The organism is Cohnella sp. SGD-V74, assembly GCF_003001675.1.
Classification (GTDB): Bacteria; Bacillota; Bacilli; order Paenibacillales; family Paenibacillaceae; genus Cohnella.
On sequence record NZ_PVYW01000001.1, the window covers coordinates 571,279 to 597,591 of the forward strand.

Genomic DNA, 26,313 nt, shown 5'->3' on the forward strand with positions numbered 1-26,313 from the left:
CCGCTATCCCTTACTTGAACCGTCTTCGACAAAACCGCCTTCGGCGTCCTAAGGATGCCGAAGGCGGTTTTGCTTGTATATTCGGGAATTCGGACGCCGCTAAATCCCGTGTTTGCTCATCAGCGTGTTCAGCTCTTTGAAGAACATGTTGATATCCTTGAACTGGCGGTATACCGACGCGAATCGGACGTATGCCACCTCGTCGACGGGGTAAATATGCTCCATCAACAGCTCGCCGATAATCCGGCTCTCGACTTCCGCCGATGCCGTATTGCGAATTTCCCGCTCCACGTCGGAGACGATGACTTCGAGCTGCCCGACGGATACCGGCCGTTTCTCGCAAGCCCGCAGCAGCCCTCTAAGCACCTTGTCCCTGCTGAACTCCTCGCGGCTCCCGTCCTTCTTGATCACCATCAGCGGCGTTTCCTCGACCGTCTCGAAAGTCGTAAACCGACGGCTGCACTTCTCGCACTCCCGACGGCGGCGAATCGATTTGTTATCGTTGGCCGGACGGGAGTCCAACACTTTCGTTCCGCTGTAATCGCAATAAGGGCATTTCATGTCGCCGATCTCGCCTCCTTCGAATACGAATGATTTTCCAAGCCTTCCCTTACATGAACGGTAGAATAAAGCACATAATACAGTTACCAACCGCAAGGAGGTGAACATTCATGGCACAGAACAACAGCAGCAATACATTGCTCGTTCCCCAAGCGACAGCGGGTCTGAACCAACTGAAATACGAAGCGGCTCAAGAGCTTGGCATCGCCATCCCGCAAGATGGTTACCAAGGTAACATGACGACGAAGGACAACGGTTCCATCGGGGGTAACATTACCCGCCGTTTGGTGCAAATCGCCGAGCAACAGCTGGCGGGCCGTTAATCCGAACGAATGATCGACAGTGGCAAGCACTAAATACCGGGAAGCTTTGAAGCGAACGCTTCAAGGCTTCCTTTTGCGCTATCCCAATGAATTATAATGTCTCGTAAATATCCTGGTACTTCTTATAATAATACAACACACGCTGCACGTAATGTCTAGTCTCCCCGTAAGGAATATCGCTAATCGTCCGCTCTTCGCCGTCCCATACTCCTTTTTCCAGCCAAGATCTGACCTTCCCGGGACCGGCGTTGTAGGCGGCAAGCGATTTGATCAGATCGCCTTTGAACTGCCGGTTCAGCTCTTTCACGTACCAGGAGCCGAGAGCGATGCCTGCGTGAGCTTGAGATCCCGCATCCTTAACCGTAATATCGCCGAAATCGCCCTGCTTCAAAATCCACTCCGCCGTATCGGGCATAATCTGCATGATGCCGACCGCTCCCTTCCGGGAGACCGCCGTCAGCCTATAGTTCGATTCGACGCGGATGATCGCGGCGATCAGAAGCGGATCCAGTTCGTAATGCTGCGCGTTCCTCTTGATTTCATCTTGATAAGAAATCGGATAAATTCGCTTCCCCAGCCAATCCGACCGGATGAACAGCGCCCCAAGGACGATAACGACCAACATCAGGATGAAGCGCTTGCGCCTGACCCTTCTCTTCATCCTAGCCCCTTTTCCCGCCAGAAGCGCTCAATCTGCCGGTCCGTCTCCTCGGTCGTTCCGCTATTGTCGATAAGCGCGTCCGCCCGTCGCTTCTTCTCCTCGATGTCCATCTGCGCGGCGAGTCTCTTCCCGGCTTCCTCCGGCGTCAGGCCGTCTCGTTCGATGAGCCGGCGAAGCTGCGTCTCCCGGGGAACGTATACGACCATGACCTGCTCGAAGTAGCTTTCGAGCTTCGATTCGTACAGAAGCGGAACGTCAACGACGACCGGCCTGTCCGGCTCTTCCGTCTCGTAACGCGCCATCCGTTCCTTCATGACGGCGCGAATGGCCGGATGCGTAATCGCTTCGAGCGCCTTGCGCTCCTCCGGATCGGAGAAGACGACGGCGCCGAGCTTCTTGCGGTCCAGCGAACCGTCCGGCTTGAGCACGGCTTGTCCGAACCGCTCGGCGATCGCGAGCAAAGCTGGCTGCCCGGGCTCGACGACCTCCCGGGCGACTTTGTCCAGATCGATCAGGTTCGCCCCGCGCTCCGTGAGCAGCTTGGCGACCGTGCTTTTGCCGGTGGCGATGCCTCCCGTTAATCCTATGTTCATAAGCCCTCTTCCTTACATCTGAGTAAAGTGGTTCAAAAAGTCCGATCGCTGAGAACCGAACTCTTTGAACCCGGCCTTACCTCCGTCTTATACAAACAGCTTGAAAATTCCCATCGTGATCAAAATGATGCCCGGCAGCATGGACAGCTGCTTAACCCAGCGCCAGCGCGACGCCCACAGTCCGAACTTCGTGCCGGACCAGAGGAACAATCCGCTCGAAGCGGCGATCAGAATCGCCGTCAGCATGGGCGGAAAGCCGACCAGGGCCGCGCCGATGCCCGCCCCGAAGGCGTCCAGCGACAGCGCCGTCCCGAGCAGGAACGCTTCTCCCGCGCTGATCGTGCCCGACCGGTCCATGTCGGCCGCCGACGGCGTGCGAAGAATTTGAATGATGAATCCGAATATTTTAAGCTCCATCTTAAGCACAGGAGCGTCCGCCGCCGCGCCTGCTTCCGCGCCCCCGCGGCCTCCGGCGTCACGTTCGTCCCGTTCGCCGCTGCGGATAAATTGAATGAGCGCCCACATGCCGATGCCGATCAGAATGACCGCCCCTATGGCCGATGCCCCTTGCGGGGGAATCCATCGCGTGATCGCGACCCCGACCATCATCGAGAGCAGAATGATCAGACCGGAACAAACCGAAATAATCGCTACGGAAGATACGGGAATTTTGATTTTCCGGACGCCGTAAGTCATTCCGACGCCGAAACCGTCCAAACTTACCGCGAAAGACAATAACAGAAGCGACGCGACAGGTGCCATCATAACGCATTTCCCCCTGCATGGATGCGATCCCTCGCTTCCCGTTCCGGAAGCCGGGTACCTTCCATCCTATGCAGGCGGCGGCGACAATGCCCCGCTTAATGCGCTTCTATCGCTCCGCCCCGTCCAGCCTCCGCTTCACGGCATGGGTTCGCGGCCGCTTCGATGCAGGCGCGGCGTCGTCCGTTGACGTCGGCGATTTCCCGCCGCGAGGCGGCTTCTGGCATTTCGGACACACGTGCGTGCCTCGTCCGCCGACGACCGACTTCTCGATCGGCGTTCCGCATTCGGGGCAAGGTTCGCCTGTTCTGCCGTACGCCCTTAAGCTGAACTGGAACATCCCCATTTCGCCCTGGCCGTTCACGTACGATTTGATGGAGGAGCCTCCCGCATCCACGGCGGCCGAGAGCGTAGCGACGATCGCGCCGTGCAGCTTCTCCTGCTCCTTCCGCTTCAGCTCGCTTGCGGGCGTCTCCGGGTGAATGCCGGCGGCATGCAGCGCTTCGTCCACGTAGATGTTGCCCAGCCCGACGACGATCTCCTGATTAAGCAGCAGTGGCTTAATCTTCGTCGTCCTGCGGACAAGCGCTCGACGGAACTCGTCCAACGTAAAGCTCTCGTCCAGCGGCTCTAATCCCAGTTTATTCAGCGGAGCGGCGGTCCATTCGTCCCCCGGCGCGAACAGATGCATCGTTCCGAATTGGCGAACGTCCTTGTAGCGCAGCTCCGTGCCGTCCGTGAAGGAAAACCGGACGTGCGTGTGGAGTTCGACGGGATCGTCTTTCCCGTACAGGCCGTAGCGGCCTTCCATCCGCAGATGGGAGATCAGCACCAGCCCGTCCAGGACGAGACGCAGAAACTTCCCCCGCCGTTCCACCGATTGAAACGTCCTTCCCTCCAGCATGGCGGCGAACGCCTGCGGATCGTCCGGCTTCTGCAAAATGCGCGGCAAGCTGACCGTCACGAGCTCGATCGTCTTCCCGGCGATCAATTGATTCAAGGTGCGCCGCACCGTTTCTACCTCGGGCAATTCCGGCATTTCTCTTCACTTCCTTCCAACATATAAGCCGAACCCCTTAAGCGGGAAGCCCATTGCATTCCGAAAGGGATGGGTTCGGCTTATCTTGCTCCCGTTACTTCGCTTCGTACCAGTTCGAGCCTACGCTGACTTCTGCCAGCAGCGGCACGTCGAGCTTCAGCGCGTTTTTCATCGTCTCCGGCACGAGGCTCTTCATCGTCTCCAATTCATCCTCCGGCACCTCGAACACCAATTCGTCATGAACCTGCAGCAGCATGCGGCTGCGCAATCCGCGAGCGGACAGCTCCTCGCTCATCCGCATCATCGCCAGCTTGATAATGTCCGCGGCGGTGCCCTGGATCGGAGTGTTCATCGCGGTACGCTCCGCGAAGGAACGCAGGTTGAAATTGGAATGGCGGATTTCCGGCAAGTAGCGGCGGCGCTCCAGCAAGGTCGTCACGTAGCCGTCCTTCCTCGCCTGCTCCACGATCTCGGTCATATAGCGGCGCACTCCCGGGAACGCCACGAAATATTGCTCGATGAAGTCCGCGGCTTCTCCTCGTGTAATGTTCAAGTTCTGCGACAAGCCCCAATCGCTGATGCCGTAGACGATGCCGAAGTTGACGGCTTTCGCCTGGCGTCTCATGTTGGCGTCCACCCGTTCCGCCGGAACTCCGAACACGTCCATCGCCGTCTTCGTATGGATGTCCATCTCCTTCAGGAACGCTTCCTTCAGCCCGTCGTCTCCGGAGATATGCGCCAGCACACGCAGCTCGATCTGCGAGTAGTCGGCCGCGACGATCGTCCAGCCCGGCTCGGACGGCACGAACGCTTTGCGGATTTGGCGGCCCTCCTCCAGACGGATCGGAATGTTTTGCAAGTTCGGGTATTGGCTCGAGAGCCTGCCCGTCGCCGCGATCGTCTGCCGGTAGAACGTATGGATTTTGCCCGTCTCCGGACGGATTTCCTTCAACAAACCTTCGATATAGGTCGATTGCAGCTTGGAAAGCTGGCGATAGTGCAGAATCAGCTTGACGATCTCGTGATGGGGCTCCAGCTTCTCCAGCACTTCCGCGTCGGTCGAATAGCCCGTCTTCGTCTTCTTCACGACGGGCAGACGAAGCCGCTCGAACAGCACTTCTCCGAGCTGGCGCGTCGAGCCGATGTTGAACTCGAAGCCGGCGCTGGCATAGATCGCGTCCGTCGTCTCCTCGAGACGGCGCTGGAACTCCGCGCCCAGCTCCTGCAGCGCCTCCGGCCGCACTTTAATGCCCTGCTTCTCCATGCCCGCCAGCACGACAGACAGAGGCTGCTCCAGCTCGTAGTAGAGCCGGTGCATGCCCAGCTTCTCGAGCTGTTCGGCGAGCGGCTCCTTGAGGCGGCGCACCGCATCGGCTTTCGCCGCCAAATGCTTGGCCAGCTCGTCCGCCGCCGGAACGCGGAACTTGGCTCCCTTGCCGTACGCCGCTTCGTCGGACGGAATCGGATCGAGTCCATACCGCTGCAGCAAGCCGTGCAGCGACGGGTCGGCCTCCGTCGGGTCGAGCAGATAGGCAGCCAGCTGTACGTCGAACGAATGGCCCTGCAGCTTGATTCCCGAGCGGGCCAGCACAAGATCGACGCGGTGCAGATCGTAGCTCGTCTTCGGCGTTCCGGCGTCCGCGAGCCACTCTCTGAGCTTCTCCGCCTCAGCTCCCGGCAAGGCGGCATAAGGAACGACATAGCAGGTCGAGCCGGCCGCGATGGCCAGTCCGATCCCTTCGCTCTGATGCGGGTTGTCGCCCGCCGCGTCCACCAGCAGCGCTTCCGCGTCGGCAAGCGCGCCGTACAGGCCGTCCCAGCCATCCTTGTCGACCTGGACGACTTCGTAGCGGGAGGCGGTCTCCGCCGTCTGATGCTCCAGCGCTTCGTCCGCCGCCCCCAGATTCAGCCGTTCGCTCAGCGCCTTGAACTCCAGCTTGCGGAACGCCGCCGCCAGAGTCGCCGGATCGTAGCCCTTCCAGGCGACGTCGTCGAGCGCATAGTCGACCGGAACCTCGCGGTAGATCGTCGCCAGCTCCTTGCTCATCTTGGCGCTTTCCATGTTCGCTTCGATATTTTCACGCAGCTTGCCTTTGATTTCTTCGACGTGCTCCAATACGCCTTCGACCGTGCCGAATTCGTGCAGCAGCTTCAGCGCGGTCTTCTCCCCGACTCCGGGAACGCCCGGAATGTTGTCGCTGGCGTCGCCCATCAATCCCTTCAGATCGATGATCTGGGCGGGAGTCAGCCCGTACTTCTCCCCGATGCCCTCCGGCGTGAACCGTTCCACTTCGCTGACGCCCTTGCGCGTAATCCAGACGCTGACCTGGTCGGTCGCGAGCTGGAGCATATCCTTGTCCCCGGATACGATAATCGCGGATTTGCCCTGCTCCTCCGCCTGCTTCGCCATCGTTCCGATAATATCGTCCGCCTCGTACCCCGCCAGCTCGTACTGGGAGATGGAGAACGCTTCCAGCAACTCCTTCAGCAGCGGAAATTGCTCCGACAGCTCCGGAGGCGTCTTCTGCCTTCCGCCTTTATATTCCGCGTATCCCTCATGGCGGAAAGTCACTTTGCCCGCGTCGAAGGCAACGAGCAAATGGCTTGGCTTCTCCTCTTCCAATACTTTCAGCAGCATCGTCGTAAAGCCGAGCACGGCGTTCGTATGCAGCCCGTTGCTGCTTGTAAGCGGAGGCAGCGCGTAAAACGCGCGATTAATAATGCTGTTCCCGTCGATCAGGACCAGCTTGTCCTTTTCATTGGCCATGGCCGTTCGTCCACCTCGCCGACTTTGGTTTATGTGCAAGTCCAACAACATCTACATAGCCTCATCATACCATAACTGCGGAACGGGCCGCACCCCGGCGAGAACGAAAAGAGAGCCCTCCCCGTCGTCAGACTTTGGGGATGGCTCCCGAATTCGCGGCCGCGGGAAACTCGCTCGGCCTGCCTATCAAATAACCTTGCGCGAAATCGAATCCCATGGCGCGAAGAAGCCTCAGCTCTTCCGGCCGTTCGATTCCTTCCGCGACCGTGCGGATGTTCATCTTCTTCGCGAAGCGGACGAACGTGCGCAGCATATGCTTCTTCATCTCGTCCTTGTCGGCGAGACGGACGAGCGAACGGTCTACCTTAATATAGTCGGGGCTCAGCTCCACGATCGATTGCAAGGAAGAATACCCGGCTCCCGCATCGTCGATGGCGATTTCGTATCCTTGGCTGCGGTAATGCGCCAATATTTTCTTAGCCGCTTCGAAATCGTCGATCGAGCTGCGCTCCGTCAGTTCGAACACGACCTGGCCCGGGAACATGCCCTTCTCGCTTAGCCAGCGTACCGTCTGACCGGATACGAAATGGGGATCGTTGATGATGCTCATCGTCACGTTGATGAATATTTTCTGAACGGCTCCCAATGCGGGAGAATGCCGGATCGCCGTTTCCCTCGCGAGACGATCCAACGCGAGAGCCATCTGGTTTTTCTCGGCGAATCTGAACAGCGCGAGCGGACCGTCGAACAGGCTGCCCTCCGGACATCTCGTCAACGCTTCGTAGCCGAATACTCTTCCGTCTCCCAGGCGCACGATCGGCTGGTAGACGCTCTTGATGCTGCTCTCCGCGAGCAGGCGCTCCAACTCGCAGCGAAGCTCCCAATCCCGATGTCCGCTGAGCGATTCCCGTATTCTCTCCGTCGCCTTCACGACGCCGTCGTAGACGACGTCCTTGATCGGGTCCGACTTAAGCCCCAGCAGGCTGGCGTAACCGATGCCCCGCTCCTTCTGGCCGGAAGTCGTCGGGGTATGCCCGGCCTTCCCTACCGATTCCGCGGCGATCGCTTCCCTGACCCGCTTGGCCATCGCCCGCAAATAGGAATCTCCCTCGTCTTCCCGCATAGAAGCCGGCATGCCGGCATATAGCCAGAGATGTCCCGACACCACGTCTCCGAACCACAAGTCGCTTCGGTTCATCGATCTGGCGAGCCAGTTCTCCCACTCGAATCCTTCTTCTCTAAACTTGGTTGCCAAGCCGCCGCTCCACTCGGAAAGATCGATGCCGATAAGACCGATAGAAGGATGATGTTCGATTCGATCGATGAGTTGATCTATGCCGAACCAGGACGTTGCCATACGATTGAACACCAGCTTCCTCGTGAAAATAACCGCGATTATAAATGTAGCAAGGTTGTGTTAACGCAATTCCTCATTTACGTTAACGCCCGGTTAATTCCATCTCCGGCTTCAGCTCCGCCGGCTCTCGCTCCCCGAGTTCTTCCCACGCGATCGAATTGCCCCGCTGCCGCTTCGCCTGCTTCTTAAGCAGCGCCGCCCTCTCCGAGAGCGTCTCCGCCGTCCAGCCCGCCGTCGCCCGGCACAGGATCAGGGACAAGGACAGAGACAAAGCAGGCGCCTCGAGCGGCTGGCCCGAGCGATCGAATACCGGTCCGGAATGCGCCGAAGCGTACGCGCCGATCCCTTGCTCGAACTTCGCGATCGTCTCTTGCGCCGCTTCCAGCGCATCGACGCCGGACGACAGCACGATGAAGTCGTCGCCGCCGATATGGCCGACGAAGCAATCCCCGTTCGGCCGTTCCCTGGACACTTGGATGAGCGTCTCGGCCGTATAGCGGATGACGTCGTCTCCCCGCTGAAAACCGAACTGGTCGTTGTACCACTTGAAGTGATCCAAATCCGCGTACAGCACCGCGAACGGCCGGCCTTCCGCGAGCCTGCGGTTCATCTCCCTGCGGATCGGCTCGTTGCCCGGCAGCCCGGACAGCGGGTTCGCCCACTGCGCGTCCTTCACCCGGGCTTGGGACACCCATTCCAGCATCGATCGGATCGAGGCGATTCCCGTTACCTGGCCGTCCCGGGTAATGATCACCTCGTCGTACAGCTTGTCCGGCTCGCGGGCCATCGCCATCTGCGACGCCTGGTCCACAGTGACCGACTCTTCGACGATGACGGGGTGAGTGTCCATGATTTTGCCTACCGGCCTGTTCCAGTAGAGCGGCAAACCGAACTGACCGGACAGCAGCTGCAACAGCTTCTCCTTCATTAATAAGCCGATCGGCTTGCCGCCCTCCGAGATGACGACGCCCTGAGCTTCGCGGTGAAGCTCGAAGTGACGGGACACTTCGGACACGTGCGTATTGCGGCTGAACTGCTTGACCGGATTGGCGAGCACGGCCATCGTGCCCGCCGCCCCCTTGAACCGCTTGCCGACCTCGACCCGAATGCGGGCTTGCAGCTCGGCGATCCGACGGTCCGGTTCGGCATCGCCGTCTCCCCCGTCCTCGGCCAGCTTCTCCGCCTGCGCGTAATGCATCCCGCTGGCGACGAGGCCCGGCAACAGGGGCTCGCGGTCGAGCCCTCCGGCGATAAAGACGATCTGCTCCTTGCGCGCCAGGGCGATCAGCGACTGCAGCAGGCTCGCCTCCACCGAATCAGGCGTCTCCCCGCGAATCCAATCGACGTCCAGGCGAGCGTAATCGGGGTGCAAGTCCGTCATTTTGCGCAGCGATTCGAGCTCCGGACGGATTCCCGGAATCGAGATGCGAAAGCCTTGATTCCGGTAATGCTTCAAGGCGGAGCGCGTCATCGCCGCCGATTCGTTATCCCCGCCGATCAGGACGAGCACGACGTGCTCCGGCCGCAGATTCGCGGCCTCGATTCTGCGAAGCGTGCTTCCGGGATAGAGCCGCGGATCGTAAATGATTTTGGCCGGAACGGGCAGGAACAGCTTGACGTCCCCGTTGCGGGACGGCAAACGCCGAATGGCCGCTTCCCGGAAGCGGCGGTCCCATTCGAACAGCTTGCCGGATTGGTCGGCTTGAGCGTAGAAAGCCCGCAGGTCGATCCGCTCCCCTCCGCGCGCGCCGACCGGAATGGCCTCGTACCCATACAACGATCCGTCCAGCAGCGAGACGATCGGCAAGTAGCGCACTTCGAACTCGAAACCGGACAACGATTCGCGCAATTCGTCCAGAGGGAACCGAATCAGGGGCGCGGGAGAGAACAGCATCCGCTTCAGGGCCGTTTCGTACGCGGCCAGCAGCGCGCTTTCCCATTCGCGCGGGCTGCCGGGCAGCGGGATCGTCCGCCCGTCTTGCCCTGCGACCCATCCGAAGCCGCACCGAATGCCTCCGCCCGGCCGTATCGCCTCTGATTGTCCGAATTCCAACAGCAGGCGCTGCGCCGTGTCCCGGATGAGGAACGCCATCCTGCCCGAGGACACGTCGCCGGACGTCCGGTCGTCGTTCTCCTCCGGCGCAAACGACGCGGCCAGAATCAAGTCGTCGCCGGCCAGCGTCCAGCCCCTTACCGAGTCCGACAGCTTCGACAGACGCAGCCCGATCGCGCTCAGCAAGCGGGCGACGCGCAGCGGAGAACTGCCCGGCTGCTCCGGATCGGCTTCCCATCGCACGACGAACAGCCCGCAATGCCCGGGAGTTCCGTCCTTGCTCCGCCAATGCCGCAAAATGCTCCGGTCCAACCATCCTTCGTTCCCCATCATGTCGCCAACCTCCGCCCGACGTTTCTCTGGTTGCGAGATCCGTTATTTTCTTCAAAATTAACACGGCACCATTAGCTTCAGCTCCGTTTTTTGTTATCCGATTGTAAATTTGCGTCAAGAAACGCGTATTCGCCTGCTCCGAACCATAGAAAAAGAGCCGGTACGCGACGCGGCTCCTCGATAACGCGACTTTACATCCTCATGCACAGTTCAAGTATCCAGCCCGATCATGCCGATTCGCAGCGGCTTCGCCGTCATGAGCTCACGCCCAATCTGCCGAGCGCGATCGCAGCCAGCACGGCCGCGCCGTCCGGCAAGCAGTCCTCGTTCAGCGTATACCGGGGATGATGCAGCCCGTACGCCCGCTCCGCGCCGGTCTTCGGACCCGAGCCGAGCCAGAAGAAGCAGCCCGGCACGCGCTGCAGGTAGACGGAGAAGTCCTCACCCGCCAGCACCGGGGGCGCCTCGATCCGGTTGGCCCGGCCGAGGACGGCGTCGATCGCCGCCTCCGCATGGCGGACGCAAGCGTCGTCGTTGACCAGCACCGGGACGTGGCGGATGTAGCGAAGCTCCGCCTCGCACCGATAAGCCTGCGCAGTACGCTCGATCAGCCTGCGCAGCCGCTCGGGCATCTGCTCCTGAATATCGGCGGAGAACGTCCGTACCGTCCCGGCAAGCTCCACCCGTTCCGGAATGACATTGTACGAAGCGCCTCCGTGTACGCTTCCCACTGTCACCACCGCCGGGCTGAACGGGGACAGTTCGCGGCTGACCGCCGTCTGCAGCGCCATGACGATCGCCGAAGCCGCGACGACAGGATCAACGCATTGCTCCGGCAGCGCGCCATGACCGCCCCGGCCCGTCACGGTCAGCTCGAACTGGTCGACGGACCCCATCAGCGCTCCGAAGCGGGTGCCGGTTTGGCTTGCGGGCAACGTAGGCAAGTTGTGCAGCCCGTAAATTTCGTCCACGCCATCCAGCGCCCCCTGCTCGATCATCGCCTTCGCCCCGGCGTTGATTTCTTCCGCCGATTGGAACAGGAAACGTACGCTTCCCGCCAACCGATCCCGCCGGTTCGCCAGCAATCGAACCGCGCCGCACAACATCGCCGTATGGGCATCGTGCCCGCAGGCATGCATGACGCCCGGCACCTGCGAAGCGTACGGCAAGCTGCTCTCCTCTTGAATCGGCAGCGCGTCCATGTCCGCGCGCAGCGCGATCCGCGGCCCGGGCCGGGTCCCGGCCAACTCGGCCACGATGCCGTGCCCGCCGACACCCCGCCGGACGACGTCCAGACCCAGGCCGTCCAGCCACTCGGCGACGGCGGCGGAAGTGCGCTCCTCCTCGAAGCTCAGCTCCGGATACGCATGCAGCTTCCTGCGCAGCGCGACCAGCTCTCCCTCGATCGCAGCGGCGGACGCCCGCAGGCTGCCTAACAATTCCTCAGTCATCGTTATCCCCTTCCTTCAGCTCCCCCGAAGTTCCGGCAAGCCGCTCGGCGATCTTCCTTCCGGTCGGCGTCTGCGCCAATCCGCCCTTCGCCGTCTCGCGGTGCATATCCGGCATCGCGCTGCCGACTTCAAGCATCACTCGGATGACTTCGTCGGACGGAATAACGCTGCGGACGCCCGCCAGCGCCATATCGGCAGCGGCCAATGCGTTGACCGCGCCGAAGCCGTTGCGCACGATGCACGGAATTTCCACCAGGCCCGCGACCGGATCGCAGATGAGACCCAGCGTGTTTTTCAGCGCGAGCCCGACCGCGTGCACGACCTGGGCCGGATTGCCGCCCTTCAGCTCCGTCAGGGCGCCCGCCGCCATGCCGATCGCCGAGCCGATCTCCGCCTGGCAGCCGCCTTCCGCCCCAGAGATAAAAGAATTGTTGGCGATGACGTAGCCGATGGCTCCGGCGCAGAACAACCCGCAGACCATATGATCGTCGGTCCAGCCGAACCGCTCCTGGCTGCTGACGAACACGCCCGGAATGACGCCGCAGGAGCCGGCGGTCGGCGTGGCGACGATGCGCCCCATCGACGCGTTCACTTCGGACACCGCGAGCGCGTAGGCCATCGCCGCGCCCGCATCGCCGCCCAGCGACGAGTCCGCTTGGCGGGCGTATTCGAACGCCCGCTTCGCGTCTCCTCCGGTCAGACCGCTTCTTGATCCTCCCTCCGACGCGATCCCCTTCTTTACGGCTTCTTTCATGATGCCGTAGTACTGCTTCATCTTTTCCCATTCCCGCTCGGCCGTCCGTCCCGACTCCGCCGCCTGATCCTCCAGCATCACCCGGAAGATCGGCTTGCCGTCGCGCACAGCGATTTCGGCCAGCTCGTTCAAAGTGCGGAATCTCATCTGGCAGCACCGCCATTCAGATCGATGTAACTTAAACCGGTCACGCTCCGCAGCTTCCGAATCTCCGCCAGCACGCCGCCCGGGATTCCCCCGTCCGTCTCGATCGCGGTCGCCGCTTCCCCGAGCCTGCCCTTGCGATCGACGTCCATGCAGCCGATATTGACGTTCGCCGCGCTCAGCAGCCGCGTCATGTCCGCGAGCACGCCGGGCCGGTCTCCATGAAAAACGATCAGCGTCGGATAATCGGCGGTAAACCGCAGATCGAAGCCGTTCGCCTCCACGACCTCGATATTGCCGCCGCCGATCGAGCAGCCGGTCATCCGGCACGAGCGCTCTCCCGCGCGCAGCTCCGCGGACAGCGTATTCGGATGAACGGCCGCTCCCGCTCCCGTTCGGAACGTCACCTTCATGCCAGCCTCCGCAGCCTCCCGCAGAGCGTCCGGAATCCGCTCGTCGTCGGTGCCGAACCGCAGCAGCCCGGCAACGACGGCTACATCCGTGCCATGCCCGCCATATGTCGCGGCGAACGAGCCGTAGAAGACGACTTCGGCCTCCTCCGGCAGCTCGCCGAGCAGCTCGCGCGCCACTCTTCCGATCCGGACCGCCCCGGCCGTGTGCGAGCTGGACGGGCCGATCATGCTCGGCCCAATGATCGAAAAAACATCCTTAAATCGCATAAGACCCTCTCACGACCTTTAAGTTGTGTTCAAAAAGTCCGGTTTTCAGCACCGAGAATATTGGATGAAGACCGGGAATGAGGAAGCGATCGCTTAGGGTAGATACCTACATGAGTACCGGAAGAACCGGCTGAATTCAAGATTCGATGTCGAATCCACTTCCCGAGAGGCTTCGTGATCAAAAGCGGACTTTTTGAACTACCTTTCAAGATAGCCATTCGGACAGATGTCTCTGCACGAACATGTCATCGTTCAGATGCGGGTAATCCCGGTACACCCGGTCGATCTCTTCCTTCTGCCCCTCCGACAACTCCTCATGAGGGTTCAGACACCATGTTCCTTGCAGCAGCCCCTGCCTGCGCAGCACCTCGTGAATGCCCGGAATGCAGCCCGCGAAGCCGTGGGCCGGGTCGAAGAAAGCCGCGTTGGCGTCGGTCACTTCAACGTTGCGGGTCAGCCATTCCGGCGGAATGCTCCCTTGTTCCCGCACGCGCTTGATCTCTTCCAACAGCTCGACCGCCTTGTTCGTCCAGACGGCCCAATGTCCGAGCAAGCCGCCGACGATTCTTTTCTCCACGACCCGGTCGCCCACGCGGAACTTATACACGGTCAGCAGGTCGTTGACGATGTTGTCGTCGTTGCCCGTATACAGCGCGATGTCGTCCCTGCGTCCGGAATAGCAGACCGCGCGCACGACGTCGATCGTCTGGTAGCGGTTGAACGGAGCCATCTTGATCGCTTCGACGCCGGGAATATCGGCGAACGCCCGCCAGAAGTCGAAGCTGAACGTCCGGCCTCCGACCGAAGGCTGCAGGTAGAAGCCGACGACCGGCATCACTTCCGCCACCTTCTCCGTACGCTTCAGAATATCCGCTTCGGTCCAACCTTGCAGCCCGCCCATGCTGAGCAAACCGGCATCGTAGCCGAGCGCGGCGGCCGTCACAGCCTCGTTCACCGCCTGCTCCGTCGGCCCGCATATGCCGGCGACGCGGATAAACGGACGCTGCAGCCCCGCCCGCTCCACTTCCTCGGAAGCCAGACGCAGCACCTTCTCGAACAGCCCGTGCCGAGAATCGCGAATCTCGAACTGCGTGGAATGCACGCCAACGGCGATGCCGCCCGCCCCCGATGCCATATAGTAGCGGCTCAACGCCCGCTGGCGCGTCTCGTCCAGACGGCGGTTCTCGTCCAACGCCAGCGGATGGGCCGGAATGACCAGCCCGTCATGCAGCGCCCGTTTCTGTTCGGACGTCAGTTCCCTTTTCCCGCTCATCGCTCAGAATTTCCCCTTTCGTTCCTGAAAATGCGTCGGCTTGTTCAGCGTCGCTCCGCCGGCTTTCACCCATTCGGCGACCCAGTCGATCATCTGCAGCAGCGAGACGCGGGGATAACCGAACCGCTGATGGCACTGCGTCGCGTTGTTCAGCAGCGCGTTGTCAGACTCGGTTCCCGCGAATATCGGCTCCGTCCCGAGCCGTTTGCCGAACTGCTCCGCGGCCCAGCGGATCGACATCGTCTCCGGCCCCGTCACGTTCAGGAAACGCGCCGGCGCTTCGCAAGCGAGCAGGGAGCGGATGGCGATCTCGTTGGCGTCCCCCTGCCAGATGACGTTCGCATGTCCCATCGTCAGGTCGATCGGTTTGCCGGCCTGCACCGCCGAAGCGATCTCCAGCAGTACGCCGTAGCGCAGGTCGATCGCATAATTAAGCCGATAGATGAGCATTTTCGTACGATTAGCTTTGGAGAAATGCTCGAATACACGCTCGCGCCCCAAGCATGATTGGCCGTATTCCCCGACGGGCGATGGCGATACCGACTCGTCCGCTCCCCCGTAGCCGACCGGCGTGAACGGATAGACGTTGCCCGAGGAGAAGACGACGATTCGCGAATCGCGGTACTTCTCCGCCACTCTGCCCGGCAAGTACGCGTTCATCGCCCAGGTGAACGATTCGTTGCCCGTCGTGCCGAACTTGTTGCCGGCCATGTAGATGACGTTCGGAACGTCCGGCAGGCTTTGCAATTGCTCTTCATTCAGCAAATCGCATGCGATCGTCTCGATCCCCTCGGCCTCCAGCTGCTCCCGCAGCCCCTTCTCCGAGAAACGCGACGCACCGATAACCCGGTTGCCCCTACCTGCCCGCTTGAGCGCGTTCATCAGCAGTCTGGCCAGACTCGGCCCCATCTTCCCCCCTACGCCCAACAGCAGAATGTCGCCCTCGATAGCGGCAACGCCTCTGATCAGCGCCTCCGAAGGTTCGGCCAGCTTGGCCTCCAGTTCTTCGATCGATCTCATTCGTTGTTTCTCCCTTCCCTTGTCGAGATTAAGACCATCATAATCCCCCCTTTTATTAAAAGACAAATCTTTAATTCGTCTATAAATAAGCAAGGACCGACTCCGGTCCCCATCTGCATGCGTTACTTCCAGCCTTCATCCGCCAGGAAGCTCAGCCGAAAAATTTGCCGCGGGCGGCCTTTCGGAACCTTCTCCACGCCCGAGATCCGCACGAGTCCGTGGTCGATCCACTGCAGCAGGAGCCGATGCGCGGTTCTGACGGTCACGTTCAGCAGGGCGGCCAGTTCGTGCGCCATATAGTCCGTCCTCCCGGTGCGGGCCGTCTGGGAGAGCAGCTTGCTCAAGTAAGCGGACGTCATGCCCGCGCTCTCGACTCTTCCGAGCAGCTCCGCGTCCGTAAGCGACAGGTTCTGCTCCAGCGAATCCGCCATCGCCAGCGGGCCGATCAGCGTCTTGTCCTCGCGCACGATAAAGCACGTATCCCCGCCCGCTTCCTTCGCTTTGCGCAGCGCGGCTCTCGCATGCGTGCCCGCTTCGTTGGCCGAACGTCCGAACCCGATGCCGATGCTGAGCGACAGTCCGAACTTCTGGTAAGACTGCTTGCCGAGCGGAATCGTCTTGTAGCCTCCCGTTTCCCGTTCGAAGATGCCCCGCGTCGTGAAAAACAAATATTCGTCCCCGCCGAGAGGGGTCAGGTAGCCGTCGAGGGATTCCACGTAGTCAAGCAGCATCCGGTGGATGTCCAGCTTGAACTTCTGCACCTCGTGCTCGGTCGAATGGCCGTGAATCCGCTTCTCGAAGTGATCTGCGTTAAGCAGCCCGACGACGATCTGAGCTTCTTTGCTCTGGCGCGTTTCCGTCGACAGCAGCGCGCGCTCCAGCGCGACCGTAATGTTCTCGTCGGTCGGGATCACCCATTCGTTCGGAACGCCGAGCTTCGCGAGCGCCCGCGCAACCGACCCTTCGGCGGTCAACGCCCCGTCGCACGCGCCGGACTCGTACCGCTCCCGGTGGAACGCGATCAGTTCCTCGCGGGTCGGATAAACCGATCCCCCGTAGTGGTCCGCCTCGACTCGGGATTCCCCGATCTCCTTCAGAAACTTGCCGACCATCTGCCCCCCGAGCGTGTCGATCGACAGACGCAGCCGCCTGTCCGGTCCCAGCGCGTTCTTCAGTCGGGCCAGCGCCCGGTAGAAGCCCGTATCGGTGAGCGGCACAGCATGCAGCGCCGTCTTCACGTTCGCCTCCTCCCGGATTCGGCGATAGGGCAGCGGCCCCGATACGAGAATCGCCTCCACGCCGTCCGCGATTTCTTCGGCCAGCCGCGGAGCGGCATCCTCTTCTTCGTACGGCCGCGGCACCGGATCGAAGGAAGGGAATGCTTTCAGAACCTTCAATATTCGCTTGACCGAATCGTCCGGGCCGATGATGCCGATAGAGATGCCCTTCTTTTTATCCGAACCGTACACGTCATCCATGGCGACAGCTCCTCCGACTGCGGGCATAATCGAAAGAAACCGCCCAAAAGGGCGGTTTCCCGTTTGTCCAACCTATATAGCACAGACTTCATCCGCCTGTCAATCGCCGCTTGCGGCGGGCGGTCCTACTGGTTCAAATCCGGGCGCTTGCCCGTCATCAGATAGACGACGCTCTCGGCGATGTTCGTCGCGTGGTCGGCGATCCGCTCGATGTACCGTCCGACGAAGCTGAGCAGCATCGCCTGGCCGACCGTCTTCGGATTCTCGACCATGAGCGAGAACAGCTCGCGGATGATCTGCGAGTACAGCGCGTCGACCTGGTCGTCGTCCTTGGCGCTCTTATAAGCGAGATCGACGTTCTCGTCGACGTACGATTGCAGCGACTCCTGGATCATCACCGCGACGATGTCGGCCATGCGCGGCAGATCGAGCAGCGGCTTGATGAGCGGCTGTCCGTCCAGCCGGATGACGACTTTGGCGATATCGACGGCCAGATCGCCCATCCGCTCCAGATCGCTCGAAATTTTGAACGCGATCAGAATACGCCGCAAATCCTTGGCGACCGGCTGCTGCGTGGCGATCAGCTTCGCGCCGATCTCGCTCACCTTCTCTTCCAGCTGGTTCAGCTCGGAGTCGGACTTGACGATCCGCTTGGCGGTGTCCACGTCCACGTTTTTCAACGCGTTCATCGATTCGGTGAGCGCCGTCTCGGCGCGATTGCCCATCTCGATCAGCAGTTGGGTAATTTCCTCCAAGCCATGATCGAACTCCAGCCTTTTTACCATCATTGCGATCCATCCTCCCGCAGGTTCAACCGAACCGTCCGCTAATATAATCTTCCGTGCGCTGATCCGTCGGATTGGAGAACAAGCGCTCCGTCTCCGAATACTCGACGACTTCCCCGTTGAGGAAGAACACCGTCTGCTGCGATACCCGGGCCGCCTGATGCATGTTGTGCGTGACCATGACGATCGTGTATCGGTCCTTCAGCTCCTGCGCCAGCTCCTCGATCTTGAGCGTGGAGATCGGGTCAAGCGCGGAAGTCGCCTCGTCCATGAGCAGAATGTCCGGCTCGACGGCGAGCGCGCGGGCGATGCACAGCCGCTGCTGCTGACCGCCGGAGATGCTGCCCGCGGAACGCTTCAGATGATCCTTCACTTCGTTCCACAGCGCGGCGGAGCGCAGGCTCGTCTCCACGATCTCGTCCAGCTTCTTGCGGTCGCTGATGCCGTGCAGGCGCGGTCCGTACGCCACGTTGTCGTAGATCGACTTCGGAAAAGGATTCGGCTGCTGAAACACCATTCCGACGCGCTTGCGAAGCGTCTCCACGTCGACGTCCCCGGAGTAGATGTCCGTGCCGGCGATCTCGACTTTGCCTTCGATGCGCGTGCCGGCGATCATATCGTTCATCCGGTTGAACGTGCGGAGCAGCGTCGACTTCCCGCAGCCGGAAGGCCCGATGAACGCGGTGATGGCCTTCTCCGGAATTTCCATGTTGACGCTCTTGAGAGCGTGAAAATCTCCGTAGTACAAGTTCAAGTCATTGATCTCGATAATGGAGTTCATGGCCATTCTCCTCTTGTTCTTATGGAATGCTTTATCCGAACCGCCCCGTGATGTAATCGTTCGTCTCCTGCTTCTGCGGATTCGTGAAAATGTTCGTCGTCAAGTCGTACTCCACCACTTCCCCCGTCAGGAAAAACGCCGTCTTATCCGACACGCGCGCCGCCTGATGCATGTTGTGGGTCACGATAACGATGCAGAAATCCCGCTTCAGCTCGGCGATCAGCTCTTCGATCTTGGACGTCGATACCGGATCGAGCGCCGAGGCCGGCTCATCCATCAAAATAATGTCGGGCTTGACCGCGATCGACCTGGCGATGCACAGCCGCTGCTGCTGTCCGCCCGACAGCGCGAGCGCGGAGTTGTGCAGACGGTCCTTCGTCTCCTCCCACAGCGCCGCCTTGCGCAGCGACTGCTCGACGATTTCGTCCAGCGCCTTCTTGTTTTTCGTCCCGTGGTAGCGGGGGCCGAACGCAATGTTCTCGTAGATCGATTTATGAAAAGGATTCGGCCGCTGCCAGACCATGCCGATGCGCTGGCGAAGCGACACGACGTCCGTGTCCGGGCTGTTGATGTTGCGGTCCCGGATCCAGATTTCCCCCGTGATCTTGCAGTCGGGGATCAAGTCGTTCATCCGGTTCAAGCTTCGGAGGAATGTCGACTTGCCGCAACCGGAAGGTCCGATGAGCGCCGTCACCTGCTTCGCCTGGAAATCGAGCGATACGTCCTTGACGGCTTGCTTGTCGGAGTAATAGACGCTTAAGTTTTTGGTGGACATGCCGATGGCAGTCATCCGCTTCCCTCCCCTTTATTTAATGGCCGTAAACCTGCGGTACAGGTAGCGTCCGAGCCATCTGGCCGCGAAGTTAAACGCGAGCACGGTAATGACCAGCACGGCGGAAGCTCCTGCGGCGATCTCCTTGGCGTCCGGCGCGAGGCCTTCGGAATTGATTTTCCAAATATGCACCGCCAGCGTCTCGGCCGGACGGAACGGGTTGAGCGGCGAGAACGGGCTGAACGGATTCCAGTCGCTGAAGTCGAGGCGCGGCGAGCTCATGCCCGCCGTAAACAGCAGCGCGGCGGCTTCGCCGAACACCCGGCCCGCGGCGAGAATCGTTCCGGTCAGAATGACCGGCATCGCGATCGGCAGCATGACCGACGTGATCGTCTTCCATTTCGACAACCCGAGCGCAAGGCTCGCTTCCTTCTGCTCTCTCGGCACGCTTCTGAGCCCCTGCTCCGTAATCCGCACCATCAGCGGCAGGTTGAACACGGTCAGCGCCAGAGCGCCGGCGAACAGCGAGAATCCGAAGCCGAACAGGTTAACGAGCACGAGCAGGCCGAACAGGCCGACGATGATGGAAGGCACGGACGACAGCACTTCGACGATCAGGCGAATGCCGTTCGTCACCTTGTTCGCCGGCGCGTATTCGCTCATGTAGATGCCGGCGCCGAGTCCGAGCGGGATCGTGATGATCATCGTCAGGAAGAGAAGAAACACAGAGTTGAACAGCTGCGGCCCGATGCCCCCGCCGCGGCGGATCGTCTCCGGCGCCGACGTCAGGAAGTCGAAGCTGATATGCCCGAGCCCCCGCACGAGAATGTAACCGAGCAGACCGGCCAATACTAGGACGATCAGACCGGAGACAGCGACGATGACCGAGGTCGCGATTTTGTTGGCCGTTTTGGCGCTCATATCTTCGATCTCCTTTCCAGCCAGCGCACGATGAAGACGAAGACGAACGTCATCAGCATCAGAATGAGCGCAAGCGACCACAAGGCGTTATTGGCGACGGTGCCCATCGCGGTGTTGCCCATGCTGAGCGTAATCGCGCTCGTCAAAGTCGACGCCGACTCGAACAGCGAGCGCGGAATATGAGGCGCGTTGCCGATAACCATCTGCACAGCCAGCGCTTCGCCGAACGCGCGGGCGATGCCGAGCACAATGCCCGTCATCAGAGCGGGAAGCGTCGTCGGCAATACGATGCGGTATATAGTCTGCCAACGCGTGGCGCCCAGCGCGTAAGAGCCTTCCTTAAGACCCTTGGGCAGCGCGGCCAACGCGTCGGTCGCAATAGTCGTAATCGTAGGTAAAATCATGATCGACAGCACGACGGCTCCGGCCGCGATGCCGACGCCTTGTCCTGGGAACACGTCGCGGAAAAAAGGAACGATGACGCTTAATCCGACGAAACCGTAGACGACGGACGGAATGCCCGCCAGCAGCTCGATAACCGGCTGCAAATACTGGCGTCCGAATTTCGGAGCGATTTCCACCATGAACACCGACGCGCAGAAGCCGAGCGGAGCGGCGATCGCGGCGGCGAGCAGCGAGGTGCTGAACGAGCCGAAAATAAACGGCAAAGCTCCGAACAGCCTCGGCTCTCCTTCGGGAGCCCACTTTAATCCCGTAAGCAGATCAATGACATTGACGCCGTTAACGAAAAAAGTGCTAAGCCCTTTGGAGGCGACGAAATAGACAAGCGAGAAGATGGTGAGAATAAGAAACGCGATACAGAGCAGCGTATAAACTTTGCCGACCCATTCTTCCGCAAGATGCGGCTTTGCTTGCTGTCGTTCTAACGGCTGAGCCATAGATCTCTCCCTTTACACAGCCGATCAAGAGGCTTATCGGAACGCCTCTTGATCGGCTTATGGTATGGAACCTTTACTTTGTGATCGTGCCGTTCACATCGCGTTTGATTTCCATTTTGTTGGCCGGAATGTAACCCAGCTCGACAACGTCGTTGTTCTGAATTTCGTCGGTCAGCATGAAGTCGAGGAACGCTTTCGCCAGCTCGCTGGGCTCGCCTTTCGTGTACATGTGCTCGTAAGCCCATACTGGATAAGTGCCGTTCGCCACGTTCTCTACCGTTGCTTCTACGCCGTCGTATTTCAGTACTTTGATCGATTCGTCGAGGTAGCTCAGTGCCAGGTATCCGATCGCTCCCGGAGTTTCGCCGACCAGCTTGCGAACCGTACCGGAGGAATCCTCTTGGATCGAGCCTTGCAGGTCTTCCGACTTCTGGCCGAGCGCGTAAGTCTCGAACGTAGCGCGGGTACCGGAGCTCGAAGGACGGTTGATGATCTGGATCTTCTGATCTTCGCCGCCGAGGTCTTTCCAGTTCGTTACTTTGCCTGTGAAAATGTCTACCAGCTGCTGCTTCGTCAAGCTGTCGACGGATACGTTCGGATTAACGACTGCCGCCATGCCGACTACTGCGACTTGGTGATCGACCAGTTCAGCCGCTTTGGCCGCATCCAGCTTCTCTTCCGCGAAGACGTCGGAGTTGCCGATGTCGGATTGGCCTTCGGACACTTGCGTCAAGCCCGTGCCGCTTCCGCCCGCTTGCACTTGGATCGATACGCCTTTGTGAATGTCCATGAACTTCTTCGAAGCTTGCTCGACGAGCGGCAGCAGCGCCGAAGATCCGGTGGCGAGCAGCGAGCCGGACAGTTCCGCCGCCGGGCTTTCGCTTGCAGGCGCCGAGCTTTCCGGAGCCGAGCTTTCCGGCGACGGGCTTGCACCGCCGCTATTATTATTTTGACCGCATGCGGCCAGGACCACCGTCAGCGCCAACACCATCAACATCATTACTGTTTTTTTCATTTCGTATAGTTCCCCTTCCAACTCTTTGTTTTTTTCTTGACAGTTCATATTGTAGAAGGCCGGCATTATTGCAATGTTTTCGTTTTGTTAACTCGGAGAAAAATATACATACAATTATTCAATGTGAATGCTATTATTATAGAAATATTAAATGACAATGACATAAAGTCGGGGGAATCGGTCATGAGTCTATTAAAATTGAAAATTATCGAGCTCGTAGACCGCTATAAGCAGGTGACCGCCGTGGCGGATGCGCTGCGCATGAAGCAGCCTACGATCAGCTTCCATATGAAGAAGATGGAGAGCGACTGGGGAGTCAAGCTGTTCGAGGCGAGATCGGGGCGCATCTATTTGACGACCGCGGGAAAAATGCTGCTGCCGTACGCCAAGCGGATCGTGGCTCTGCATGCGGAAGCCGAGGCGAAGATCGGGGAGCTCCGGGACACCGGGCGGAACCTGCTGCGGATCGGCTGCACCGATTGCGCGACGGCGGCGCTGGCCGGAGCGGGATGGCTCACGCGGCTCACGGCGCTTACGGAAGCGCGCGTTACGATCGTCAAGACGGACGACGACGGTCTGTCGCAGTTGCTCGAAGCCGGCGAGCTCGATCTGGCGATCGGCGGACGGCAGCCCGTCGATCCGGAGCGGCTGCGCTGCGCGGAGCTTCTCTCCTCTCCCTTGAAGCTGGTGCTGCCGGAAAATCATCCGCTCGCCAGCGTGCGGAGCTCCGCGCTGGCCGACCGGCTGCACCGCTATCCGTTCGTCGAGCATGCGGAGCGCTCGCTGGCCGAGCTCGTCTCCGCCTGGTTCGCGCGAACGGGCGTCTCCCGCGTCAACGGCACGTTCGACTCGGCCGAGCTGGTCGTGCAGGCCGTGCGGGACGACATCGGTCTCGCCGTCTTGCCCGAATGCGTCCTTCCCGCTTCCATGGCGAAGGCGGTCGCGGCAGAGTTGCCGGACCGCCCGATAAGCTGGACCTTGTATGCGAGTTGGAACGCTCATGAAGGCAACGTCGAGCTTGCCGAACGAGCTGCGCGCGCGCTTGCCCCGCAACCGGGTTAGCGGCTCCTGCGCTCCTTGATCCAGAGCGGGATGCGGAACAGAACGTTAAAGAGCAGAATGACGAACACGAGCACGGCGGCCGCCTTGTCGGAAATCGACACCGCATCCGGCACGATCGCCTCCGACTGGACGTACCACAGATGGACGGCCAGCGTCTCTCCCGGCGACAACAGATTGAAGTCCCACATCTCTCCCGACGTCGTCACCCCCGCCGTCAGAATGATGACGGCGCTCTCCCCGAACGCGCGGCCCGCGATCAAGCAAATTCCGGTCACGAGACCGTTGATCGCCGACGGAACGAGCACGCGGCGAATCGTCTGCAGGTGCGTCGCGCCGAGCGCGAACGAAGCCTGCTTCAGCTCCCCGGGCACGGCGCGGATCGACTCCTCCGTCACCCGGGTCATGACCGGCAGGTTCAGGAACGCGAGGCTGACCGCGCCTCCCAGAATCGTCAGCCCGATCTGGAACATTTCCACGAACAAGGCGATCCCGAACAAACCGAAGATAATGGAAGGCACGGAGGCGAGCCCTTCCACGCAGATGCGGACGAAGCCGATCAGCTTGTTGTCCGGCGCGAATTCCGCCAAGTAGATGCCTGCGGCCATGCCGAGCGGCACGGCGATGAACAGCGAGATCAGCAGCATGTAGAAAGAATTGAACAAAGCCGGGCCGATGCCTCCGCCCTCCTCGATCTCGCTCGGCAGCCCGAGAATGAAATCCCAGGTCAGCGTAGGCAGCCCCTTCTGCAGGATCAGATAGAGCAGCGCGAGAATGAACAGAACCATGGCCGCGGACGCGCTCCAGACAAATGCGGTAAACAGCCGGTTGTTCAACGAATTGATCCCCCGGCCCGAGCTGAACGGGCTGCGGGCCGCTCCGGTCGCGTTTTTCATGAATGGGCCCCCTTCCGCTGCAGCAGCCTCACGAGCACGATCATCAACAGAGAAATGACGAGCAGCAGGAAGCCCATCATATACAGCGCGTTGTTCCAGGTCGAGTCGAACGGCACGTTGGCGATCTGCATGACGATGTTGCTCGTCAGCACCGACGTCGGCTTGAACAGCGCGTCGGCCAGCTGCGGCGTGTTGCCGATGACCATGACGACGGCCATCGTCTCGCCGATCGCCCGGGCCATGCCCAGAATAACGCCGTATAGAATGCCGCTGCGGGCGGCCGGAATCGTCACCTTGAAGATCGTCTGGAACCTCGTGGCGCCAAGCGCGTAAGAGGCGTCCCTATATTTTCGCGGAACCGCGCTGATCGCGTCGTCGCTCACCCGGCTGATCGTCGGCAGCACCATGATCGTCAGCACGATCGCCGCCGCCAGAATGCCGTCGCCCATATTCGTGCCGGTTATATCCCTGAGCAGCGGAATGAGGATGGTCAGTCCGAGGAAGCCGTAGACGACGGACGGAATGCCGACGAGCAGGTCGAGCACCGGACGGAGCAGATTGCGCAGCCATGTCGGGGCGACCTCGGCCAGGAATACGGCGATGACGACCGACAGAGGCACGGAGATGAGCAGCGTCAAGAGCGTCAAGGCGAACGTGCCGAAAATAAAGACGAAAGCGCCGTAACGGTCGTCCTCCGGCGTCCAATCCGTCGAGAAGAAAAACGTCATCGGAGATACGTCGCGGAACGTCAGCACGCCGGTGCGGAACATCAGAAACAGGATGCCGAACAGAATGAGGCAGACGAACACGGCGCTGGCAATGCAGGCCAGCTTGAAAAAACGGTTGTAAAACAGAAGTCTGTTCTTCCGGTCGAACGACTTGCCCGAGCCGGCCTTGATGCTGCCTCCGAGCTCGGACGCGTTCGGGCCGGCGATCGAAGGACGCGCCGACGTGTCCAGTTGCATAACTCCAGGTTCCTCCCATGAAGAAACCAGCTTGGCGACAGATCGCTTCGCTGGTTTCTCCCGAATGTTGAGTTCGTCGATTATTCGCGATTAAAGCCGATTATTTCAAAGCGGAGATCGGGATGAATTTCAGCTTCTTCAACGAACCGTTCTGGAACTTGGCGCTTTGGATATATTCGATGAACGCCTTCGTCGCTCCGTCCGGCTTGCCCTTCGTCATGTAGTAGCCGTAACCCCATACTTTATAAGTACCGTTAACGACGTTCGCTTCCGTCGGCGCGATTTTGTTGATTTTCAGCGCCTTCATGTTGCTCGTCACGTACACGAGGTCGATGTAGCCGATCGCGTTGGGAGTCGTCTCCACGGCCGTCTTCATGTCGCCGCTCGACTTGACTTCCTTATAGTTGGAGCCCTTGCTGATGAATTCCGTGCCTTGCAGAGCCTTCATCTGGAAGTTGACGCGGGTTCCGGAACCGAACGCGCGGTTGACGACGATAATGTCGGCGTCTTCTCCTCCGACGTCTTTCCAGTTCGTTACTTTGCCGGAGAAAATGTCTTGCAGCTGCTTCGTCGTCAGATCGTCGACTTTGACGTTCTTGTTGACGACGGCCGCGAACGGGATAATCGCGACTTTATGCGCAACTTGGCCATCGAATTTCTTGAAGCCGGGAACGTCTTGGGAGGCGTCCCAGTCGACCGCGCCGATGTCGGCGATGCCTTTGCGCACCGATTGCGGGCCGGTGATCGAGCCCGCCGCGGAAGCGGAAATTTTCACCTTCGGGTGCAGCTTCTTGAATTCGTTGGCCGCTTGCAGCGTCAGCGGCAGCAGCGCGGAAGAACCGTTAATGACGATTTTGCCTTTCAGGTCGCTTGCCGCTCCCGCCACGGACACGGAGGTCGAGACCAGGGCGATCGCCAGTGCGGCGACGGATAAAGATTTAAACCATTTCATCGGAATGTTCTCCTCTCGA

General features: G+C 60.4%; 25 protein-coding genes. 2 read left to right on the forward strand and 23 right to left on the reverse strand.

The window, feature by feature from the left end; translation table 11 throughout:
* Positions 1-99: 99 nt before the first annotated feature.
* On the reverse strand, positions 100-561 hold the full coding sequence (gene nrdR, locus B0G52_RS02535; protein WP_094041919.1) for a transcriptional regulator NrdR: 462 nt from the start codon (positions 559-561) through the stop codon (positions 100-102).
* A gap of 110 nt (positions 562-671) precedes the next feature.
* On the opposite strand from nrdR, the gene B0G52_RS02540 reads away from it, so the two are divergent.
* A complete protein-coding gene (locus B0G52_RS02540) occupies positions 672-884 on the forward strand; it encodes an alpha/beta-type small acid-soluble spore protein (protein WP_094041920.1) in 213 nt (70 codons plus the stop codon).
* Between the two features lie 91 nt (positions 885-975).
* On the opposite strand, the gene B0G52_RS02545 is transcribed toward B0G52_RS02540, so the two are convergent.
* The 19 genes from B0G52_RS02545 to B0G52_RS02635 form a co-directional block, all read right to left on the reverse strand.
* Entirely contained in the window at positions 976-1,545 is a 570-nt protein-coding gene (locus B0G52_RS02545; RefSeq protein WP_094041921.1) for a lytic transglycosylase domain-containing protein, read from the reverse strand.
* A complete protein-coding gene (gene coaE / locus B0G52_RS02550; RefSeq protein ID WP_094041922.1) occupies positions 1,542-2,138 on the reverse strand; it encodes a dephospho-CoA kinase in 597 nt (198 codons plus the stop codon). Before coaE ends, B0G52_RS02545 begins: the two co-directional genes overlap by 4 nt.
* Before the next feature lie 87 nt (positions 2,139-2,225).
* A complete protein-coding gene (ytaF, locus tag B0G52_RS02555; protein WP_094042012.1) occupies positions 2,226-2,900 on the reverse strand; it encodes a sporulation membrane protein YtaF in 675 nt (224 codons plus the stop codon).
* 109 nt (positions 2,901-3,009) lie between these two features.
* On the reverse strand, positions 3,010-3,939 hold the full coding sequence (gene mutM / locus B0G52_RS02560) for a DNA-formamidopyrimidine glycosylase (protein ID WP_094041923.1): 930 nt from the start codon (positions 3,937-3,939) through the stop codon (positions 3,010-3,012).
* Positions 3,940-4,033: 94 nt separating this feature from the next.
* Entirely contained in the window at positions 4,034-6,706 is a 2,673-nt protein-coding gene (gene polA / locus B0G52_RS02565) for a DNA polymerase I (RefSeq protein WP_094041924.1), read from the reverse strand.
* Positions 6,707-6,833: 127 nt separating this feature from the next.
* Positions 6,834-8,075 carry an EAL domain-containing protein gene (locus B0G52_RS02570; RefSeq protein ID WP_143762502.1) on the reverse strand — a complete coding sequence of 414 codons (1,242 nt, stop codon included), beginning with the start codon at positions 8,073-8,075 and terminating at the stop codon, positions 6,834-6,836.
* Positions 8,076-8,145: 70 nt separating this feature from the next.
* Complete coding sequence (locus B0G52_RS02575; RefSeq protein WP_094041926.1) at positions 8,146-10,449, reverse strand: GGDEF domain-containing protein; 2,304 nt, start codon at positions 10,447-10,449, stop codon at positions 8,146-8,148.
* A 254-nt stretch (positions 10,450-10,703) separates the two neighbouring features.
* On the reverse strand, positions 10,704-11,900 hold the full coding sequence (locus tag B0G52_RS02580; protein WP_094041927.1) for a M20 metallopeptidase family protein: 1,197 nt from the start codon (positions 11,898-11,900) through the stop codon (positions 10,704-10,706).
* A complete protein-coding gene (sdaAA, locus tag B0G52_RS02585) occupies positions 11,893-12,801 on the reverse strand; it encodes an L-serine ammonia-lyase, iron-sulfur-dependent, subunit alpha (protein WP_094041928.1) in 909 nt (302 codons plus the stop codon). Before sdaAA ends, B0G52_RS02580 begins: the two co-directional genes overlap by 8 nt.
* Positions 12,798-13,478, reverse strand: a complete 681-nt coding sequence (gene sdaAB, locus B0G52_RS02590; RefSeq protein ID WP_094041929.1) for an L-serine ammonia-lyase, iron-sulfur-dependent subunit beta — start codon at positions 13,476-13,478, stop codon at positions 12,798-12,800. The genes sdaAA and sdaAB overlap by 4 nt, the downstream gene beginning before the upstream one ends.
* Positions 13,479-13,683: 205 nt before the next feature.
* The gene (locus B0G52_RS02595) at positions 13,684-14,751 is read right to left on the reverse strand and encodes a dihydrodipicolinate synthase family protein (protein WP_094041930.1); all 1,068 of its coding nucleotides are present in this window, start codon (positions 14,749-14,751) and stop codon (positions 13,684-13,686) included.
* A gap of 3 nt (positions 14,752-14,754) precedes the next feature.
* A complete protein-coding gene (locus tag B0G52_RS02600) occupies positions 14,755-15,771 on the reverse strand; it encodes an NAD-dependent epimerase/dehydratase family protein (RefSeq protein WP_094041931.1) in 1,017 nt (338 codons plus the stop codon).
* A gap of 122 nt (positions 15,772-15,893) precedes the next feature.
* The gene (locus tag B0G52_RS02605; protein ID WP_094041932.1) at positions 15,894-17,249 is read right to left on the reverse strand and encodes a hypothetical protein; all 1,356 of its coding nucleotides are present in this window, start codon (positions 17,247-17,249) and stop codon (positions 15,894-15,896) included.
* A 125-nt stretch (positions 17,250-17,374) separates the two neighbouring features.
* Positions 17,375-18,034 (reverse strand): phosphate signaling complex protein PhoU, encoded by a 660-nt coding sequence (gene phoU, locus B0G52_RS02610; RefSeq protein ID WP_094042013.1) that lies wholly within the window; start codon positions 18,032-18,034, stop codon positions 17,375-17,377.
* Positions 18,035-18,059: 25 nt separating this feature from the next.
* A complete protein-coding gene (gene pstB, locus B0G52_RS02615) occupies positions 18,060-18,815 on the reverse strand; it encodes a phosphate ABC transporter ATP-binding protein PstB (RefSeq protein WP_233162283.1) in 756 nt (251 codons plus the stop codon).
* A gap of 31 nt (positions 18,816-18,846) precedes the next feature.
* Positions 18,847-19,605 (reverse strand): phosphate ABC transporter ATP-binding protein PstB, encoded by a 759-nt coding sequence (pstB, locus tag B0G52_RS02620; RefSeq protein WP_094041934.1) that lies wholly within the window; start codon positions 19,603-19,605, stop codon positions 18,847-18,849.
* A 15-nt stretch (positions 19,606-19,620) separates the two neighbouring features.
* Positions 19,621-20,508 carry a phosphate ABC transporter permease PstA gene (gene pstA, locus B0G52_RS02625; RefSeq protein ID WP_094041935.1) on the reverse strand — a complete coding sequence of 296 codons (888 nt, stop codon included), beginning with the start codon at positions 20,506-20,508 and terminating at the stop codon, positions 19,621-19,623.
* A complete protein-coding gene (gene pstC / locus B0G52_RS02630; RefSeq protein ID WP_094041936.1) occupies positions 20,505-21,407 on the reverse strand; it encodes a phosphate ABC transporter permease subunit PstC in 903 nt (300 codons plus the stop codon). The genes pstA (B0G52_RS02625) and pstC (B0G52_RS02630) overlap by 4 nt, the downstream gene beginning before the upstream one ends.
* A 73-nt stretch (positions 21,408-21,480) precedes the next feature.
* Entirely contained in the window at positions 21,481-22,422 is a 942-nt protein-coding gene (locus tag B0G52_RS02635; protein WP_094042014.1) for a phosphate ABC transporter substrate-binding protein, read from the reverse strand.
* Positions 22,423-22,605: 183 nt separating this feature from the next.
* Between B0G52_RS02635 and B0G52_RS02640 the strand changes: the two genes are divergently transcribed.
* Complete coding sequence (locus B0G52_RS02640; protein WP_094041937.1) at positions 22,606-23,484, forward strand: LysR family transcriptional regulator; 879 nt, start codon at positions 22,606-22,608, stop codon at positions 23,482-23,484.
* Here the strand turns inward: B0G52_RS02640 and pstA (B0G52_RS02645) are convergent.
* The 3 genes from pstA (B0G52_RS02645) to B0G52_RS02655 form a co-directional block, all read right to left on the reverse strand.
* The gene (gene pstA / locus B0G52_RS02645; protein WP_094041938.1) at positions 23,481-24,377 is read right to left on the reverse strand and encodes a phosphate ABC transporter permease PstA; all 897 of its coding nucleotides are present in this window, start codon (positions 24,375-24,377) and stop codon (positions 23,481-23,483) included. The two genes, B0G52_RS02640 and pstA (B0G52_RS02645), sit on opposite strands and share 4 nt — an antisense overlap.
* Positions 24,374-25,342, reverse strand: coding sequence for a phosphate ABC transporter permease subunit PstC (gene pstC / locus B0G52_RS02650; protein ID WP_094041939.1), 969 nt, complete (start codon positions 25,340-25,342; stop codon positions 24,374-24,376). Before pstC (B0G52_RS02650) ends, pstA (B0G52_RS02645) begins: the two co-directional genes overlap by 4 nt.
* A 100-nt stretch (positions 25,343-25,442) precedes the next feature.
* On the reverse strand, positions 25,443-26,294 hold the full coding sequence (locus tag B0G52_RS02655; protein ID WP_094041940.1) for a phosphate ABC transporter substrate-binding protein: 852 nt from the start codon (positions 26,292-26,294) through the stop codon (positions 25,443-25,445).
* Positions 26,295-26,313: the final 19 nt, after the last annotated feature.

Coding starts and splice junctions, on each gene's coding strand:
- nrdR (WP_094041919.1), bottom strand. CDS start 561: ATGAAATGCCCTTATTGCGATTACAGCGGAACGAAAGTGTTGGACTCC.
- B0G52_RS02540 (WP_094041920.1), top strand. CDS start 672: ATGGCACAGAACAACAGCAGCAATACATTGCTCGTTCCCCAAGCGACA.
- B0G52_RS02545 (WP_094041921.1), bottom strand. CDS start 1,545: ATGAAGAGAAGGGTCAGGCGCAAGCGCTTCATCCTGATGTTGGTCGTT.
- coaE (WP_094041922.1), bottom strand. CDS start 2,138: ATGAACATAGGATTAACGGGAGGCATCGCCACCGGCAAAAGCACGGTC.
- ytaF (WP_094042012.1), bottom strand. CDS start 2,900: ATGGCACCTGTCGCGTCGCTTCTGTTATTGTCTTTCGCGGTAAGTTTG.
- mutM (WP_094041923.1), bottom strand. CDS start 3,939: ATGCCGGAATTGCCCGAGGTAGAAACGGTGCGGCGCACCTTGAATCAA.
- polA (WP_094041924.1), bottom strand. CDS start 6,706: ATGGCCAATGAAAAGGACAAGCTGGTCCTGATCGACGGGAACAGCATT.
- B0G52_RS02575 (WP_094041926.1), bottom strand. CDS start 10,449: ATGATGGGGAACGAAGGATGGTTGGACCGGAGCATTTTGCGGCATTGG.
- B0G52_RS02580 (WP_094041927.1), bottom strand. CDS start 11,900: ATGACTGAGGAATTGTTAGGCAGCCTGCGGGCGTCCGCCGCTGCGATC.
- sdaAA (WP_094041928.1), bottom strand. CDS start 12,801: ATGAGATTCCGCACTTTGAACGAGCTGGCCGAAATCGCTGTGCGCGAC.
- sdaAB (WP_094041929.1), bottom strand. CDS start 13,478: ATGCGATTTAAGGATGTTTTTTCGATCATTGGGCCGAGCATGATCGGC.
- B0G52_RS02595 (WP_094041930.1), bottom strand. CDS start 14,751: ATGAGCGGGAAAAGGGAACTGACGTCCGAACAGAAACGGGCGCTGCAT.
- B0G52_RS02600 (WP_094041931.1), bottom strand. CDS start 15,771: ATGAGATCGATCGAAGAACTGGAGGCCAAGCTGGCCGAACCTTCGGAG.
- B0G52_RS02605 (WP_094041932.1), bottom strand. CDS start 17,249: ATGGATGACGTGTACGGTTCGGATAAAAAGAAGGGCATCTCTATCGGC.
- phoU (WP_094042013.1), bottom strand. CDS start 18,034: ATGGTAAAAAGGCTGGAGTTCGATCATGGCTTGGAGGAAATTACCCAA.
- pstB (WP_233162283.1), bottom strand. CDS start 18,815: ATGAACTCCATTATCGAGATCAATGACTTGAACTTGTACTACGGAGAT.
- pstB (WP_094041934.1), bottom strand. CDS start 19,605: ATGACTGCCATCGGCATGTCCACCAAAAACTTAAGCGTCTATTACTCC.
- pstA (WP_094041935.1), bottom strand. CDS start 20,508: ATGAGCGCCAAAACGGCCAACAAAATCGCGACCTCGGTCATCGTCGCT.
- pstC (WP_094041936.1), bottom strand. CDS start 21,407: ATGGCTCAGCCGTTAGAACGACAGCAAGCAAAGCCGCATCTTGCGGAA.
- B0G52_RS02635 (WP_094042014.1), bottom strand. CDS start 22,422: ATGAAAAAAACAGTAATGATGTTGATGGTGTTGGCGCTGACGGTGGTC.
- B0G52_RS02640 (WP_094041937.1), top strand. CDS start 22,606: ATGAGTCTATTAAAATTGAAAATTATCGAGCTCGTAGACCGCTATAAG.
- pstA (WP_094041938.1), bottom strand. CDS start 24,377: ATGAAAAACGCGACCGGAGCGGCCCGCAGCCCGTTCAGCTCGGGCCGG.
- pstC (WP_094041939.1), bottom strand. CDS start 25,342: ATGCAACTGGACACGTCGGCGCGTCCTTCGATCGCCGGCCCGAACGCG.
- B0G52_RS02655 (WP_094041940.1), bottom strand. CDS start 26,294: ATGAAATGGTTTAAATCTTTATCCGTCGCCGCACTGGCGATCGCCCTG.